At 65.4% G+C, this 17,207-nt stretch carries 8 protein-coding genes and 3 rRNA genes; 3 read left to right on the top strand and 8 right to left on the bottom strand.

What is annotated here, in order from left to right:
• Nucleotides 1-229 precede the first annotated feature (229 nt).
• Nucleotides 230-3,757, bottom strand: coding sequence for a transglycosylase domain-containing protein (locus HNR23_RS02170; RefSeq protein WP_246421542.1), 3,528 nt, complete (start codon nucleotides 3,755-3,757; stop codon nucleotides 230-232).
• A 903-nt stretch (nucleotides 3,758-4,660) separates the two neighbouring features.
• Between HNR23_RS02170 and HNR23_RS02165 the strand changes: the two genes are divergently transcribed.
• Entirely contained in the window at nucleotides 4,661-5,632 is a 972-nt protein-coding gene (locus HNR23_RS02165; protein WP_184072971.1) for an ATP-binding cassette domain-containing protein, read from the top strand.
• Nucleotides 5,633-5,748: 116 nt separating this feature from the next.
• The gene (locus HNR23_RS02160; protein ID WP_184072969.1) at nucleotides 5,749-6,519 is read left to right on the top strand and encodes an ABC transporter permease; all 771 of its coding nucleotides are present in this window, start codon (nucleotides 5,749-5,751) and stop codon (nucleotides 6,517-6,519) included.
• Nucleotides 6,520-6,822: 303 nt separating this feature from the next.
• Here HNR23_RS02160 and HNR23_RS02155 read toward each other — a convergent pair whose 3' ends face one another.
• The 6 genes from HNR23_RS02155 to rph form a co-directional block, all read right to left on the bottom strand.
• The gene (locus tag HNR23_RS02155; RefSeq protein WP_221308000.1) at nucleotides 6,823-7,365 is read right to left on the bottom strand and encodes a GNAT family N-acetyltransferase; all 543 of its coding nucleotides are present in this window, start codon (nucleotides 7,363-7,365) and stop codon (nucleotides 6,823-6,825) included.
• 349 nt (nucleotides 7,366-7,714) lie between these two features.
• Nucleotides 7,715-7,830, bottom strand: a 5S ribosomal RNA gene (gene rrf / locus HNR23_RS02150).
• A gap of 167 nt (nucleotides 7,831-7,997) precedes the next feature.
• Nucleotides 7,998-11,102, bottom strand: a 23S ribosomal RNA gene (locus HNR23_RS02145).
• Nucleotides 11,103-11,486: 384 nt separating this feature from the next.
• Nucleotides 11,487-13,021, bottom strand: a 16S ribosomal RNA gene (locus HNR23_RS02140).
• Together the 16S, 23S and 5S rRNA genes form the textbook arrangement of a ribosomal RNA operon.
• An 824-nt stretch (nucleotides 13,022-13,845) precedes the next feature.
• On the bottom strand, nucleotides 13,846-14,469 hold the full coding sequence (gene rdgB, locus HNR23_RS02135; protein WP_184072967.1) for an RdgB/HAM1 family non-canonical purine NTP pyrophosphatase: 624 nt from the start codon (nucleotides 14,467-14,469) through the stop codon (nucleotides 13,846-13,848).
• Nucleotides 14,466-15,143 carry a ribonuclease PH gene (rph, locus tag HNR23_RS02130; protein WP_394353735.1) on the bottom strand — a complete coding sequence of 226 codons (678 nt, stop codon included), beginning with the start codon at nucleotides 15,141-15,143 and terminating at the stop codon, nucleotides 14,466-14,468. Before rph ends, rdgB begins: the two co-directional genes overlap by 4 nt.
• 250 nt (nucleotides 15,144-15,393) lie before the next feature.
• On the opposite strand from rph, the gene HNR23_RS02125 reads away from it, so the two are divergent.
• The gene (locus HNR23_RS02125) at nucleotides 15,394-16,074 is read left to right on the top strand and encodes a hypothetical protein (RefSeq protein ID WP_184072963.1); all 681 of its coding nucleotides are present in this window, start codon (nucleotides 15,394-15,396) and stop codon (nucleotides 16,072-16,074) included.
• Nucleotides 16,075-16,184: 110 nt separating this feature from the next.
• Here the strand turns inward: HNR23_RS02125 and HNR23_RS02120 are convergent, their stop codons facing one another.
• On the bottom strand, nucleotides 16,185-16,985 hold the full coding sequence (locus HNR23_RS02120; protein ID WP_184072961.1) for an MBL fold metallo-hydrolase: 801 nt from the start codon (nucleotides 16,983-16,985) through the stop codon (nucleotides 16,185-16,187).
• Between the last annotated feature and the right edge of the window lie 222 nt (nucleotides 16,986-17,207).

Here is a 17,207-nt window from a genome sequence, read left to right as displayed (position 1 = left end):
GGCGGCCGCCACCGAAACGGCGGTGGCCGGACCCCCACCGCAGGGGTCCGGCCACCGCCGTCGTCGTGACCGAGCGGTCCTCCACGAGATGCCCCGTGCGCTTCGTCCCCCTCGTGCTCCCCATCGGAGAGAAGCACGGGGACCACAGGGATCCGCGGGGACCGGGCCGGAGCGGCCGGTCAGCTCGCCCTGAGGCGGCTCACCGGCCGAGCCACTCCGGAACTCCCCTTCAACCGGGGCCGGCGGTGCCGCCACCGCCGCCGCCCGGTGGCGGAATATCGCCACCCTCGTGGCCGCCTCCGCCGCCGAGGTCCTCACCACCACCCGGGTCGGGCTGGTGACCACCGCCGTCACCCGTGCCGTCACCGCCATCGGGCGGGCTCACACCGCCGCCGTTGCCGTTCCCTCCGCCGTTCTCAGGCGGAAGCTCCGGCTGCTGCTCCGGCTGCTGCTCCGGCTGCTGCTGCCCCTGGTCCTGCGGCGGAGCCTCCACCTCGGGTTCCGGAACGTTCGGCGCCCAGTTATGGATCGTTCCGCCACCGCTGCGTCCGGGGAAGGACTCGATGTCCTCGCCCTCCATGGCCATCGACATGAACTTCTGCCAGATGGACGTCGAGAGCGTACCGCCCTGGACCACACCCCAGCCGGGGACGACGACGGCCTTGTTGTCGTCGCTGTAGACCGTCATCGCCGTGGCGAGCTGCGGGGTGTACCCCACGAACCAGGTGGCGACGTTTCCGTCGGTGGTCCCGGTCTTGCCGGCCGCCGGACGGCCCAGCGCCGCCCTGCTGCCCGTACCGCCGTTGACGACGGACTCCAGCGCATAGGTGACGTCGTTGGCGACGCTCTCGTCGAACGCCCGCTCCTTGTCGACCTCGGGTCGCTCGTCGTCGCCGTCCTTGTTGACGATCTTCTTGACGACGTGCGCCTCGATGTGCTCGCCGCCGTTGGCGAACGTCGCGAACCCGCTGGCCTGGTCCACCGGACGCACGCTGGAGATCCCCAGCGGGAACGACATCGCCGCGCGCTGCTCCTCGGTCATGGAGGCGGCCGGAAGACCCGCCGCCTCCGCTGCATCCGCCGTCTTGTCCCCGCCGACCTGCTCGTTGAGCCGCACGTAGGCGGTGTTGCTCGACTTCGCGGTGGCCTGGGTCAGGGTCAGCGGGCCGTAGCTGACCCCTCCGGCGTTGCGGATCGACCCGCCGCCGGGAACCGCCATCGGCGAACTGCCGTCCACCACACTGTCGACGCTGTAGCCCTCCGTAAGCGCCGCCGCGAGCGTATAGGGCTTGAACGCGGAACCCGCCTGCGCGCTGCCGCTGAAGGCGCTGTCGTACTGGTTCTCGATGAAGTCCTTGCCACCGTAGAACGCCTTGACCTCACCGGTCTTCGGTTCGATGGCGGCCAGACCCGCCTGGACGTGCTCGGGCAGGGATTCCATGCCCTGGGTGGACTCCACCGCCTGCTTCGCCTTCTCCATGAGGTCCTCGTCGAACGTCGTGACGATCTTGAAACCGCCGCGGTTGATGAGGTCCTCGGAGTAGCCGAGGTCTTCCAGCTCCCGCATGGCCTGCTGGAACATGTAGCCCTTGTACCCGCTGAGGTCGCTCTGCGGGGTCTGCTCGTCCGGCTTGGGGAACTCGGCCTCGTCCGCCTCAGCCTGCGTGATCCCGATGTCGGCGTCCTTGCCGTTCATCGTGACCATGCCGTTCATGACGTACTGCCAGCGCTCCTCCATATTCGCCGTGTAGTCCTCGTCGGCCTGGCCGAACAGAGTGGGCTGCTGGATCGCGGCGGCGAGGAACGCGGCCTCCGAGGCGTTGAGTTCGCCGACGTCCTTGTGGAAGTACGCCTGCGCGGCGGCCTGGATGCCGTAGGCCTGGCGACCGAAGTAGATGGTGTTGAGATAGTTCTCCATCACCCACTGTTTGTCCTTGGACTGGTCGACCTTGAGGGAGATGACGATCTCCTTCACCTTGCGGGTGATCGACCTGTCCTTGCTCAGACCGTCGTAGTAGCCGCGGACCATCTGCTGGGTGATGGTGGAACCACCCTGGACCTGCTGGCCGGTGACCGTGGACCACACGGCGCGCATCGTACCGCTGAGCGAGACGCCGGGCTCCGACCAGAACCCGCGGTCCTCGGCGGAGATGACGGCGTCCTGGACGACCTCGGGGATCTCCTCGTAGGTGATCGGCTCCCGGTCCGTTCCCCGGTAGGCGAACTCGGTCTCGCCATCGGCGTAGTAGAAGGTGGAGCCCTGCTCGGTGGCGGCGGCCTGGGTGCCGTCCGGGACCTCGATCGTCGCGTAGGCGACACCGAAGCCGATGACCCCCAGCAGCACGAACACGCCGGCGGTGATGAGCCCGCCCATCGTGAGGCGCAGCCACAGCGGCTTCTTCGGCTTGGCGCCGCCCTTCTTCTCGCCCTTGGACTTCCCGGCCTTCTTCGCCTTCGAGACGGCGGCCGCGAGGCCGCCCGCGCCCGCCGCTGCCGCGGGGCCGCCTCCAGCGGGGCCACCGGCAGCACCGGACATGTCGGGGACGTCGAAGGTCGCGGTCGTCCCCGCCGCGTGTGCGGCGTCGGCCGTGTCCCGGCCGTCCGGCGTCTCCCGGGAGCCGGAGGCCGAGGCCGCACCCGCGGCGGCAGCGGTACCCAACCCGGCTCCGGCGAGCGCCCCCGCGTCGACGGGGGTCGTCGCGTCGGAGGAAGCCTCCTCGGAGGGGTCGGAGGCGTCGCCGCCGTCGGCCCCGTCTCCATCGGCCGCCCCGGCCGCAGTGGCGTTGGGACGGGTGGAGTCGGCACCGTCCCGGGAGGAGTCGTCTCCGGGGGAGTCAACGGAGTCGGCGGAACCGGCCGACGCTCCGGCGCCGCCGGAGCCCGTGGCGCCGGGCGCCGCGGGGGCACCGGCCGCGGCGGTCTCCGTCTCGTCCTCCTCCTCATCCCAGACGGGTGTGAAGGCGGCCGTGCCCTCCGGGTCCCACACGGAATCGTGCTCGGCCTTGTCGGAAACGGAGTCAGCTGCGACAGGAGTGGTGACGACGGTTTCCTCGACGTCGTCACCGGCGGCGTCGAGGACGTCGGCATCGTCTCCGGCGTCGTCCGCGTGGCCTGCCCCGACGGCGGAATCGGCGGTGTCAGCGGCACCGCCGGCGTCGGACGCACCGGAGCCGTCGACGTCGTCAGAGGCGCCGACACCGTCCCTGGAGTCGTCCCCGTCCTCATCGTCATCGACCGCCTTCGTCGATGAGGAGGTCGTGTCGGCATCCGAGATGACGCCATCGTCACCGAGGCTGTACCCCTGCTCGGCAAGGGTTCGGGCAACACGGTCGCGGAAGAAGCTTCCGCTGTCCTTGAACGCGCTTGACGACGAGGACCCGTCGGCATCGGAGGGATCGGCCGCAGGCGCCTCACCGCCGGACGCCTCGAACCAGCCGAAGCCCTCGGAGCCGCCGTCGGAGTCCTCGGAAGAGCCGCTGGTGGAGGGGCCGACTGCGTCGTCGGCAGTACCTTCGGCACCTTCGGCGGGGTCGCCGTCGGGGGCCGACTCGGCCTGCTCCGAAGCGTCCGCCCCGGTGGTTTCGGTCACCGATGCGGTAGGGGCCTCGTCGCTCGCCTCGGGGGCCGGCTCCGAAGGGGTGGATCCGGTTCCACCCGACTCGGAACTCTCCGCCAGCGGAGAGATGACCTCGGTCCTGTCATCCGCGTTGTCGTCCGGCGCGTCGGGTACTGAGTCCTGGGGTTCGATACCGTCCATAGCCGCAGCTTCGTCGTTTTCGGGCGTGTCAGCTTCAGGGCGCGGCTCCCTCTGGCCGCCGCCGTTCGTGCTCTCACTCAGTTGGTGGCCCCCTGGCACTCTCGATCCCCCAGCATGCGACAGCGTTCACACGTCACTACGCGTGCATGGGTCGAATCGGTTCTGCGAAGATCTGGATCGGCACCGGCGCTGCGGGGGATATCGCCGCTACCCTCCCGGAACACGATACCTTTCCCCGCCTACCACAACGCCGCCCCAGCCTGCCGCCGACGGGGTTCTCACCGTGCTCTTAGGTCGGGGCGTCAACGCCCGAAACCCGGGGAAGCGTCGGACAGATCAGGCGAAACGACTCCTGGCACCGGTGGCCGCCGACCAGCCATCTTGCAGGGACCCCGCCTACCGGCCACCCGCAAACCAGTGTGCATCATGTCACTTCGCAACATGCCGCACGCCGACGATCCACCACCTCACCATCCGCCGGCCGTCGACGGCCGCCCGGCGTCCGTGAACGCCCCGGCGACCGTGAACGCCCCGGCGACCGCCCCGCCCTCGGAGGCACGCCCCCTCGGCGGGAGCACTGACCGCCCGTACGTACCGAGCGAAGCATCGAGCAACGCATCGCCACCATCGGCCACCCGGAAATCGCACCGTTCCGCCACCGAAGTCTCCCGGTTCTCCGCATCCCCGAGCAATGCCGCATTCAGCGGCGGCAATCACCCTCCGGCATGCGCCCACGACCCCTTAATGGCCACGTTTCCGCAGGTCAGAGAAATGTGAACGTACATTCGCGTTTGTATTTCCGGGATTACGTCGACGAAGATGGTCCGGCTTCCACCGAGCCCGCCGAATCAGGGCCTATTCGCCATGCCCGGATCCCACCGAACAGCGCCCCAGGAGGGGACCATGATCCATGCCCGAAAACTGACCCGGAGCTTCAAGGTGAAGGGAGGGACCATCGAGGCCGTGCGCGGGCTGGACCTCGACGTCGAAGCCGGCCGACCGGTCGCCTTCCTCGGCCCGAACGGAGCCGGGAAATCGACGAGCCTGCGCATGCTGACGTCGCTGCTGCCGCCGACCTCGGGAACGGCGGTGGTCGCCGGTGTCGACGTCGTCACCGACCCCGCCGGCGTACGCGCACGGATCGGCTACGTCGGGCAGAAGACCAGCGCGGGCGAGGAGTACAGGGTTCGCGACGAGCTGGTGACGCAAGGGTGCTGCTACGGACTCACTCGGTCCGCCGCCCGCCGCCGCGCCGACGAGACCCTCGACCTGCTGGAGCTCAGCCCACTGGCGAAGCGCACCCCCACAACGCTCTCGGGCGGCCAGCGCCGCCGCCTCGACATCGCGATGGGACTCATCCACCGTCCCCGGCTGCTCTTCCTCGATGAGCCCTCGACCGGCCTCGACCCGCAGAGCCGAGCTGACATCTGGCAGCACATCCTGCGACTGCGCGAGGAGTACGGCACGACGCTCTTCCTCACCACCCACTACCTGGAGGAGGCCGACACGATGGCGGAACGGGTGGTGATCGTCGACCACGGCCGGGTCATCGCCGACGGCAGCGCCGAGAAGCTGAAGGGCGACCTGGCGGGCGACCTCATCACCCTCAGGGCCCCGGATGAGCGCGAAGCGGCCCGAGCCGCCCGGGTCGCCGCGCGGTTCGCCGCACCGGACGCCATCGAGACCGACCGGACCACCGTCCGCGTGCGCGTCACGAACGCGGGCGAGGTGCTGCCGGATTATCTGCGTGTGGCGGAATCGGCCGAGGTCGAGATCGTCTCCGCCGAAACAGCCCGCCCCACCTTGGACGACGTCTTCCTCGCACTCACCGGACGCACCCTGCGCGAAAGCGAGCAGGAGGGCGGCGACGCATGACCCGCACGGAACGCCGCGGCCCCCACCCCACCCCGGTCCTCGTTCCATCCATGGCCGACCGACGCATGGCGGACCGACATGGCGGACGCACCCCTCACCTGAGAAGGAGACCCACGATGAGCACGGCAGCCGCGAAGTTCGCCCGCGACACCCGGACCATGTTCACCCGAGAACTCGCCCCGGTCCTGCACGAGCCGATGCGCCTGCTGACCGCCATGGCCCAACCGCTGCTGTTCCTCGTCCTGTTCGGTTCGCTGCTGGCGGGAACGCAGGACTTCGGTGGCGGTGGGGCGTCATGGCAGTGGTTCGTGCCCGGCATCCTGGTCATGATGTGCCTGTTCGGTCCCATGCTCGCCGGGTACAACATGCTGGTCGAACTCCTCAGCGGATCGATGGAGCGCATGCTGGTCACCCCGCTCGACCGATCGGCCCTGCTGGTCGGCCGAACGCTGAAGGAAATGGTGATCCTGCTGGCCCAGTCGGCCCTCCTCATCGCCCTGGCGGTCCCCCTGGGGTTCCAGATCCACATGGCGGGACTGCTGGCCGGACTGGCTCTCCTGCTGGTGCTGGGAATCGGCCTGGGTGCGCTGTCGTTCGTCCTGGCGATCGCGTCGCACCCACGCGGTGAGCTGTTCTACGAGGTCACGCAGCTGCTGATGTTCCCCCTGCTATTGCTGTCCGGGGTGATGCTCCCCGTCGAGTCCGGTCCGGCCTGGCTGCAGGCGATCGCGATGTTCAACCCGATCACCTTCATCGTCGAAGCCGAACGCGCCCTGCTCGCCGGACAGCTGGCCGACCCATCGGTCCTGTACGGCACCCTCGCCGCGCTCGCCATCGCCGTCCTCGGCCTGCTCCTCGGCACCCGCGCCATGCGCCGCGGAATCTGACAAGAGGGGCCCGGCGAAGGGAACCCGGCGGAAAAATCGACGGGCAGCGGAACTGAGCGAGCACCACGGGATCCCGACGGACCGCGCACCGCGAATCACGCACCGCGAATCACGCACTGCCAGTCGCGCACTGCCAGTCGCGCACTGCGAATCGCGCACTGCGAATCGCGGTCGCGGTCCGCCACGGACCCAGCCTCGGCGAGGGAAGGATAGCGACGCCCTTCCCCGCACGCCGCCAAGTATCGACAGTCGAAGATCGACCTCGCGGGGGTGCCCCCTTCCACCGCCGCCCCGCGAACCTCGCTACCAGACGTCGCCGTCGCGCCAGTCGCAGATCAGGTCACCGGAAAAGTCGAGAGGGACCTGAACCGGAAGAACGTAGATGCAATCGTCCTCCGCCGCGGTGCGGGTGACCCCCGAAGGGGTCAGCGCCGACGTCGGCCCCTGCCAGCGCTGCCAGCCCCGCCCGTTGTAAAACTCCGCGCCCTCATCGGTCGCACCGAGCGCCCCCAGATCATACGCCCCGCGTATCACCCGCTCCAGGGCATCCATCAGCGCCCCACCATGACCATGCCGCCGACGGTCCGCCCGCACGCCGACACCCTCCACGTACCCCGTACGCAGCGCCCGGCCACCGTGGATCAGCCGACGCTGGACCACGGACCCGTGCCCGATGAGATCGTCGCCCTCCCACACCAGAGCATGGATCCCGCCGAGCGAGTGCTCCCAGTCATCCTCGGTGAGTTCCCCCTCGAAGACATCAACGAGCAGTGCCCGCGCGGCATCGAGAACGGCAGCGCCGAGATCGGCAGTGTGCGCTGTTCGCACCTCGGTCATGCGATCCATCGGTCCATGGTGTCACTCTCGCTCATCGGGTCCGCTAGTTGCCGGCCGCAAGCCCCTCGGAAACGTATCGGCGGATCACGGACCGCTGGGCGCCTCGTCCACGGTCCCCGGCAGGGTGACCTGGCGAGACCAACAGCAGCGACGAGGAGGCAGCGGGAGGGGCACCCTTCCCGCGCCCCTCTCCCCGTTGATCTCGGAGATATCGGGGTATCCCGCCCGGTTTTCACCCCGATATCTCCGAGATCAACGAACAACAACCCCACCCACCCACAGGGTTCACAAACACACAAGCCCTGGCAGCACAAAAAAAGGGGGGACCACCCCGAAAGGCGATCCCCCCAACAAAAACGCGCGGCGGCGACCTACTCTCCCACCCCACCACAGGGCAGTACCATCAGCGCAGGAGGGCTTAACGACCGGGTTCGGAATGAGACCGGGTGTTTCCCCTCCGCCAAAACCACCGCAACCCTCAACCACCACCAACAGGAACAACCCCGCCAGCGTGGAAAACCAGGGCCGCAACAGCGGCACAATATGAAAAACAAACGAGTCGTGCGCGATCTTCGCCAACCACCCCACCACCCACAAGCGGTGAAAGAAGTCGATAGTGTGCGCGAGCACCCAGCATCTGCGGTGGACAAGCCCTCGGCCGATTAGTACCGGTCAGCTCCACCCCTCACAAGGCTTCCACACCCGGCCTATCAACCCAGTCGTCTACTGGGAGCCTTACCCCCACCGAAGTGGGGCGGGAGACCTCATCTCGAAGCAGGCTTCCCACTTAGATGCTTTCAGCGGTTATCCCTCCCGAACGTAGCCAACCAGCCATGCTCCTGGCGGAACAACTGGCACACCAGAGGTTCGTCCGTCCCGGTCCTCTCGTACTAGGGACAGCCCTTCACAAGTCTCCAACGCGCACAGCGGATAGGGACCGAACTGTCTCACGACGTTCTAAACCCAGCTCGCGTGCCGCTTTAATGGGCGAACAGCCCAACCCTTGGGACCAACTCCAGCCCCAGGATGCGACGAGCCGACATCGAGGTGCCAAACCATCCCGTCGATACGGACTCTTGGGGAAGATCAGCCTGTTATCCCCGGGGTACCTTTTAGCCGTTGAGCGACACCGCTTCCACACGCCGGTGCCGGATCACTAGTCCCTGCTTTCGCACCTGCTCGACACGTCCGTCTCACAGTCAAGCTCCCTTGTGCACTTACACTCAACACCTGATTGCCAACCAGGCCGAGGGAACCTTTGGGCGCCTCCGTTACCCTTTAGGAGGCAACCGCCCCAGTTAAACTACCCACCAGACACTGTCCCCCACCCGGATCACGGGTGCGGGTTAGATGCCCGAAACAGCCAGAGTGGTATTTCACCAACGCCTCCACCACCACTAGCGTAGCGGCCTCACAGGCTCCCACCTATCCTACACAAACCATCCCAAACACCAATGTCAAGCTATAGTGAAGGTCCCGGGGTCTTTCCGTCCTGCTGCGCGAAACGAGCATCTTTACTCGTAGTGCAATTTCACCGGGCCCATGGTTGAGACAGCGGGGAAGTCGTTACGCCATTCGTGCAGGTCGGAACTTACCCGACAAGGAATTTCGCTACCTTAGGATGGTTATAGTTACCACCGCCGTTTACTGGCGCTTAGATTCCCAGCCTCGACCCCCCGAAAGGAATCTAACCGGTCCTCTTAACGTTCCAGCACCGGGCAGGCGTCAGTCCGTATACAGCGTCTTACGACTTCGCACGGACCTGTGTTTTTAATAAACAGTCGCTTCCCCCTGCTATCTGCGACCCCACCCAGCTCCAGAGGAAAACTCCTTCACCAGACAGGGCTCCCCTTCTCCCAAAGTTACGGGGACAATTTGCCGAGTTCCTTAACCATGGTTCACCCGAACGCCTCGGTATTCTCTACCTGACCACCTGCGTCGGTTTAGGGTACGGGCCGCCCACACACTCGCTAGAGGCTTTTCTCGACAGCACGGGATCACTCACTTCACCAAAAACGGCTCGACATCACGCCTCACCCACATAACGAGAGACGGATTTACCTACCTCTCGGGCTACACGCTTATCCCGGGACAACCACCGCCCGGTAGAGCTACCCCACTGCGTCACCCCATCACTTACCTACTACCCTCCTGGGTCCCACGCCTCCACGGAAAAACACCCGAAGGTGAAAAACCGCTTCAGTGGTGGTTAGCATCAAAGGATTCGATACTGGACGCGTGCGAACGGGTACGGGAATATCAACCCGTTATCCATCGACTACGCCTGTCGGCCTCGCCTTAGGCCCCGACTCACCCTGGGCGGATTAACCTGCCCCAGGAACCCTTAGTCAATCGGCGCACACGTTTCTCACGTGTGTCTCGCTACTCATGCCTGCATTCTCACTCGCACACCCTCCACCACACGATCACTCGGCAGCTTCACCGGATGCACGACGCTCCCCTACCAACCAGCACCCTAGGTGCCGGCTCCACAGCTTCGGCGGTGTGCTTAAGCCCCGCTACATTATCGGCGCAGAACCACTTGACCAGTGAGCTATTACGCACTCTTTAAAGGATGGCTGCTTCTAAGCCAACCTCCTGGTTGTCTCAGCAACTCCACAACCTTTCCCACTTAGCACACGCTTAGGGGCCTTAGCTGATGATCTGGGCTGTTTCCCTCTCGACTACGAAGCTTATCCCCCGCAGTCTCACTGCCACGCTCAACTTAACCGGCATTCGGAGTTTAGCTGACCTCAGTAACCTTGTCGGGCCCATCAGCCAACCAGTCGCTCTACCTCCGGCAAGCAACACGCAACGCTGCACCTAAATGCATTTCGGGGAGAACCAGCTATCACGGAGTTTGATTGGCCTTTCACCCCTACCCACAGCTCATCCCCCAGGTTTTCAACCCTGGTGGGTTCGGGCCTCCACGACCTCTTACAGCCGCTTCACCCTGGCCATGGGTAGATCACTCCGCTTCGGGTCTACAGCATGCGACTCAAACGCCCTATTCAGACTCGCTTTCGCTACGGCTACCCCACCCGGGTTAACCTCGCCACACACCATAACTCGCAGGCTCATTCTTCAAAAGGCACGCCATCACCCACACAAAAGCACAGGCTCTGACGGCTTGACAGCACACGGTTTCAGGTACTATTTCACGACCCCTCACCGGGGCACTTTTCACCTTTCCCTCACGGTACTAGTGCACTATCGGTCACCAGGACGTATTCAGGCTTAGCAGGTGGTCCTGCCAGATTCACACGGAATTTCACGGGCTCCGCGCTACTCGGGAGCATGCCCAGCAGCCAGTGCTCTGCCTTCACCTACGGGACTCTCACCCACTCCGGTACCGCTTCCCAACGGATTCAGCTAACAGAACACACAACCACCCCAGGCCGGCAGACCTGAACAGGCACATCCCACAACCCCGCACACGCAACAACTGCCGTCTATCACACGCGCACGGTTTAGCCAACATCCCCTTTCGCTCACCACTACTCAGGGAATCACATATTGTTTTCTCTTCCTGCGGGTACTGAGATGTTTCACTTCCCCGCGTTACCACCAACCGCCCTATACATTCAGGCGGCGGCAACCCGACACAACTCGGGCTAGGTTTCCCCATTCGGACACCCGCGGATCAACGCTCGGTTGACAGCTCCCCGCGGCCTATCGCGGCCTCCCACGTCCTTCATCGGCGCCTGGTGCCAAGGCATCCACCGTATGCCACACATACTTGGCCACCACAGATACAAGATGCTCGCGCACACTATCCACGAATCAAAACACCAGCCACACACCCAACCACAACACCAGACAGCAGCAGCCGGAACCTCCCACCAACTCCACCGGCCAACAACCAGCGAACAAGCAGGACGACCGCAACCCGGGTCTTCATCGGGGTGGCAGCGGGAAGACAACCACACGGTCGCTCCCTCAGACACCCAACAGCGCGCCCACACCCCTCTTCCAAACGGTGCAGGACGTTTGCTTCTCAAAACCCAGCCATCCCAGGCAACCCCGGTCCAGAAAAACCAGACCAGGAACCCGGGTCCACTTCCGAGTCCGCCGACCAATCGGAAAAACCCTGCGAACGCAGGAACCGTCGGCTATCAAAGACTCCTTAGAAAGGAGGTGATCCAGCCGCACCTTCCGGTACGGCTACCTTGTTACGACTTCGTCCCAATCGCCAGCCCCACCTTCACCCACTCCCTCCCACAAGGGGTTAGGCCACAGGTTTCGGGTGTTGCCGACTTTCATGACGTGACGGGCGGTGTGTACAAGGCCCGGGAACGTATTCACCGCGGCAATGCTGATCCGCGATTACTAGCGACTCCACCTTCATGGGGTCGAGTTGCAGACCCCAATCCGAACTGAGACCGGCTTTTAGGGATTCGCTCCGCCTCACGGCATCGCACGCCCACTGTACCGGCCATTGTAGCATGTTTGCAGCCCAAGACATAAGGGGCATGATGACTTGACGTCATCCCCACCTTCCTCCGAGTTGACCCCGGCAGTCTCCCATGAGTCCCCACCACTACGTGCTGGCAACATGGAACAAGGGTTGCGCTCGTTGCGGGACTTAACCCAACATCTCACGACACGAGCTGACGACAGCCATGCACCACCTGTCACCGATCCCCGAAGGACCCGCTATCTCTAACGGATTACCGGTGATGTCAAACCTTGGTAAGGTTCTTCGCGTTGCGTCGAATTAAGCAACATGCTCCGCCGCTTGTGCGGGCCCCCGTCAATTCCTTTGAGTTTTAGCCTTGCGGCCGTACTCCCCAGGCGGGGCGCTTAATGCGTTAGCTACGGCACGGGAACCGTGGAAAGCCCCCACACCTAGCGCCCAACGTTTACGGCGTGGACTACCAGGGTATCTAATCCTGTTCGCTCCCCACGCTTTCGCTCCTCAGCGTCAGGTAAGGCCCAGAGACCCGCCTTCGCCACCGGTGTTCCTCCTGATATCTGCGCATTTCACCGCTACACCAGGAATTCCAGTCTCCCCTACCTACCTCTAGCATGCCCGTATCCACTGCAAAACCAGGGTTGAGCCCCAGCCTTTCACAGCAGACGCGACACACCGCCTACGAGCTCTTTACGCCCAATAATTCCGGACAACGCTCGGACCCTACGTATTACCGCGGCTGCTGGCACGTAGTTAGCCGGTCCTTATTCCCCACCTACCGTCAACCCGAAGAAAACCCCGGGCCTGCGTGAGTGGTAAAAGAGGTTTACAACCCGAAGGCCGTCATCCCCCACGCGGCGTCGCTGCGTCAGGCTTCCGCCCATTGCGCAATATTCCCCACTGCTGCCTCCCGCAGGAGTCTGGGCCGTGTCTCAGTCCCAGTGTGGCCGGTCGCCCTCTCAGGCCGGCTACCCGTAATCGCCTTGGTAGGCCGTTACCCCACCAACAAGCTGATAGGCCGCGAGTCCATCCCCAACCGAAACAACTTTCCACACCCCACCATGCGGAGGGGCGTCGTATCCGGTATTAGACCGCGTTTCCACGGCTTATCCCGGAGTCAGGGGCAGGTTACTCACGTGTTACTCACCCGTTCGCCGCTCGTGTACCCCCGAAAGGGCCTTACCGCTCGACTTGCATGTGTTAAGCACGCCGCCAGCGTTCGTCCTGAGCCAGGATCAAACTCTCCATCAAAGGTCAAACAACCGACCCCGCCCTCACGGGCGCGGCGGTAAACCTGGAAGAGATAACCCTGACCGACCAGGTATCACCCTGGCCAATCAAAGGAACCCCGAGCACCAACCGGACACCGCAATGCATCCGTGTGCTCTAAGGGGCCAAAACAAACTTGGCTGAAAGAAAAACAAACACGCGCTGTTGAGTTCTCAAGAAACAACCGCTCATCCCATACAAGCCGACCCGAACCAACGGACCTGATCAGGCTTTTCTGTAGAGGCGGTGCTTTCCGCTTTGTTGTGCCTCCACTTTATCAGGGCTTCCACACTCCGCCAAACCGGCGATTTTGCGGATTCCCTGCAAGCAGAGGAATCTATCCGGTTGTTCTCGCTGGATCTACACCGAATGGTGCTTTCCAGCGAATCTTCAACCGAGGTCCGATCCGACAGCCGCCAGAGGCGCTGCCCGAACGGTCGTTCTTAGTGTGATGGAGGCGGCCGCGCTGCGTCCGCTTCGTCCACCGGTGAGGTCGGGCCTACCGCTCATCCGCGTTGGACGCTCGGCTTCCGGCCACCTGCTCGATCCAGTTTACACGCTCGCAACACATGGTTCGAACGATTTTAACGTGACCGAGTGTGATCGTTCCGCTCCCCTGGGGAACGGCGTCGATGACCGAGATGACAGTACCGGATGGTGGGCGAAGGGGCGAATCGCGAATTCGCGTCTCCTACGTCCGTTGCCAGGGTCGAACCGCCCCCTGACCTGCGCACCCATGGTGTGGTCGGTCACCGGGCTCCTGCCCGGTGACCGACCACACCCTCGGTCTGGGTGGTGCTGCTCGGCTAGAGCAGGCTCCTCAGGCGTTCGGCCAGTCGGCGGAAGGCGATGCCGCGGTGGCTGATCGCGTTCTTCTCCGCAGCGCTCATCTCGGCCGTGGTGCGCGTCTCCCCGTCCGGGACGAAGATCGGGTCGTAACCGAACCCGTTCTCGCCCCGGCTCTTGTCGATGAGGTGCCCGCGCATCACGCCCTCGACCACGTCCTCGGTACCCGACGGGAGCACGATCGCGGCCGCCGCCACGAATTCGGCGCCGCGCCGTTCCGGCGGGGTGTCGGCCAGCTGGTCGAGGACCAGCTCCAGGTTGGCCAGATCCTTGTCGCCCGCCTGTTGACCGAAGCGTCCCGACCATCGAGCGGACAGGACCCCCGGCATCCCGTTCAGTTCGTCGACCCTGAGCCCCGAGTCGTCCGCCACAGCGGGCAGCCCCGTGTGTTCGGCGATGGCGCGGGCCTTCAGCAGGGCGTTTCCGGCGAACGTGGGCTCGGTCTCCGGGACATCCGGCGCGTCCGGATAGGCGTCCAGCCCGATGACTTCGGCGTCCAGCCCCGCCTCGGCGAGGATCGCCTGCATCTCGGGCACCTTCTTGGCGTTCCGCGTCGCCAGGACGATCGTGCTGCGCGGGTTCATCCCGCCAGGGCCTTCTTCTGGATGTCGGTGAGCTCGGCGCACCCCTCGACCGCCAGGTCCAGCAACCCGTCGAGGGCCTTCCGCTCGAACGGCGCGCCCTCGGCCGTCCCCTGGACCTCGATGAAGCGGCCGTCACCGGTGACGACGACGTTCATGTCGGTCTGCGCGACCGAGTCCTCCAGGTAGTTCAGGTCGAGGCGGGCCTGGTCCTGGACGATGCCCACGCTTACGGCCGCCACCGACCCGGTGAGCGGGTTGTTCTTCAGGTTCCGGCGCTTGCGCAGGAACTTCACCGCATCGGCGAGGGCCACATAGGCCCCGGTGATGGCCGCGGTGCGGGTCCCCCCGTCCGCCTGCAGCACGTCGCAGTCGAGGGTGATGGTGTGCTCGCCCATGGCTTTGAAGTTCACGACGGCGCGCAGGGAGCGGCCGATGAGGCGGGAGATCTCGTGGGTACGCCCACCGATCTTGCCCTTCACCGACTCCCGTGCGCCTCGGGTGTCGGTCGCACGGGGAAGCATCGCGTATTCGGCGGTGACCCAGCCTTCGCCCGTTCCGCGGCGCCACCGCGGGACGCCGTCCTCGACGCTTGCGGCGCACAGCACGCGCGTGTCGCCGAATTCGACGAGAGCGGAACCTTCAGCGTGGCGGAGCCAGTTGCGGGTGATGTTCACGGGCCGGAGTTCATTCGGAGCGCGTCCGTCGGGTCGAGCCATAGGTCGAGCCTATCGGCGGCCGCGACCGGCCGTGGCGTGTGGCCGAAACCCACTGCGGTTTCGTCGGGACACGGGCTGTCCTCCGTCCCGCACGGCCGATCTCCCTTCGCTTACGGTCCGGTCACCGCCTGACAGGCGTCGGGTAGGGGATGACACCATGGTGCAACCGTCCCTCCTTGTTTCCTCGAAGGGCTGAGGTCCCCCTCCCATGAAACTGAGTCCGCGGAACGCATCGGCCATCCGGTGGAGGCAGGGTGCCGTCGCCGCGGTGGTCGCCGGGCTGGTGGCCGGGTGCGGTGGCGGCCAGGAGGCGACGGCACCGCCCGGCCCGCGGGAGGAGGCCTCCGAGCCGCTGTGGACGCGGTGGGGCGGGACCGCGGTTCCGAGCGGCCCGCCCGAGCGTTCCGACGCCGCGGCGGCCGACGCGCCTGCGGGGGCGGTGGATCCCCTTCCGCTTCCGGGATCCTGCGCATCCAGCGGGCTGACGGACGCCATGGAGGATGCGGCCGAGCGGCTGACCGACCCGGAGTTCACCGAGGTTCGTGCCGAGGGGCGACTGGAGTGCTCGTGGGCCGGATACGCCCCGCGCGAAGGGAGCCAGGTGGTCCTCGTGACGTTCCTGCCCGAGCGGAGCGAGGTCGAGTACCCCGGGCACGTCCCCGAGTCCGCGCGCGGGAACCCCGACTACTTCACCACACCGGAACTTGAGGCACTCGGCGGCCTCGCGGTGGTCACCGGGGGCGAGATGTTCTCCGGGGTCGACGTGCACCTACCGGGGATGCTGATGTCCGTCACGGCACACCGCGACCTGGACGAGGACGAGCTACTGCTGGAAGCGGCGACGGAGACGGCATCGCGGCTGTTCGAGGCGGGCTCCACGGAGAGGTGAACCCGCGGCGCCGACCCGGACATGCGTCCACGGGGGCGCTGGTACCCGCGATCCGCGGCCCGATGGCAGCGGATCACAGGTGGCCGGTTCGGTGTTCGGTAGCAGGGCTCTCAGGGCAGCCGCTTGGCCAGTTTCCGAGGCGAGGGCGCGGCCGCGGCTCCCGCTCCCACCTCGTAGACGGCGCCGGGGCGCGCGAGTTCGATGGGACCGTCGAACGTGCTGCGCGCCTCTTCGTAGGTGCGGTCGTCGTCGTTCCATGGGACCAGGTGGGTGAGGACCAGTCGGCGCGCTCCGGCGCTGCGCGCGTGCTCGCCCGCCTCGCTCCCGGTGAGGTGCATGTCCTTGGGGTGCTCCCGGTGGTCCTGAAAAGACGCTTCACATAGGAAGAGGTCGGCGTCCCGGGCGAGTTCGATGATCTCGTCGCAGGCCCCGGTGTCTCCGCTGTAGGTGAGGGACGCACCGTCGTGTTCCAGGCGGATGCCGTAGGCCTCCACAGGGTGGTTGACCAGGTCCACCCGCGCCTCGAAGGGGCCGATGCGCAGCTCCCCCGGGCCGAGTTCGCGGAACTCGAAGGTCTCGGTCATGCCGGGGTCGGGGTCGAGCCCGTACGCCTCGGCCATCCGCTCGGCGACGCCGACCGGACCGTAGACGGGGATGCGGGGTTTGCGTCCACCGGGTGGGAAGGTGCGGGCCACCCAGTAGGAACAGAGATCGAAACAGTGGTCGGCGTGCAGGTGGCTGAGGTATACGGCATCGATGTCGTAGATGTCGACGTACTTCTGGAGTGCTCCGAGGGCGCCGTTGCCCAGGTCGAGCAGCATCCGGAAGTCTCCGGCCTCCACCAGGTAACAGGAGGCGGGGCTGGCGGGGCCGGGGAAGCTCCCCGCTGAGCCGATGATGGTTAGTCGCACGTCGCAATTGCCTTTTCGATGAGCTGCCTCCGCGAGGATTCACGCGGTGAAGCGGATGTGTCGCGAGGTGGGAGACTCCAAGTTCTCCGTGTTACGGGTCTACCCCAATGACCCCTCCGGTGGTACATAATGTGGCCCTCGTCTCACGCGTCGTGAATCACACGTGACTTCTTCACAAGATGCAACCCATCTTATTTTCCCTGGTCAAGTAAGTTCCGCGGG

The organism is Nocardiopsis mwathae (assembly GCF_014201195.1).
GTDB lineage: Bacteria > Actinomycetota > Actinomycetes > Streptosporangiales > Streptosporangiaceae > Nocardiopsis_C > Nocardiopsis_C mwathae.
This window is presented reverse-complemented; position numbering and strand designations above follow the sequence as displayed.

Coding starts and splice junctions, on each gene's coding strand:
- HNR23_RS02170 (WP_246421542.1), bottom strand. CDS start 3,757: ATGGACGGTATCGAACCCCAGGACTCAGTACCCGACGCGCCGGACGAC.
- HNR23_RS02165 (WP_184072971.1), top strand. CDS start 4,661: ATGATCCATGCCCGAAAACTGACCCGGAGCTTCAAGGTGAAGGGAGGG.
- HNR23_RS02160 (WP_184072969.1), top strand. CDS start 5,749: ATGAGCACGGCAGCCGCGAAGTTCGCCCGCGACACCCGGACCATGTTC.
- HNR23_RS02155 (WP_221308000.1), bottom strand. CDS start 7,365: ATGGATCGCATGACCGAGGTGCGAACAGCGCACACTGCCGATCTCGGC.
- rdgB (WP_184072967.1), bottom strand. CDS start 14,469: ATGAACCCGCGCAGCACGATCGTCCTGGCGACGCGGAACGCCAAGAAG.
- HNR23_RS02125 (WP_184072963.1), top strand. CDS start 15,394: ATGAAACTGAGTCCGCGGAACGCATCGGCCATCCGGTGGAGGCAGGGT.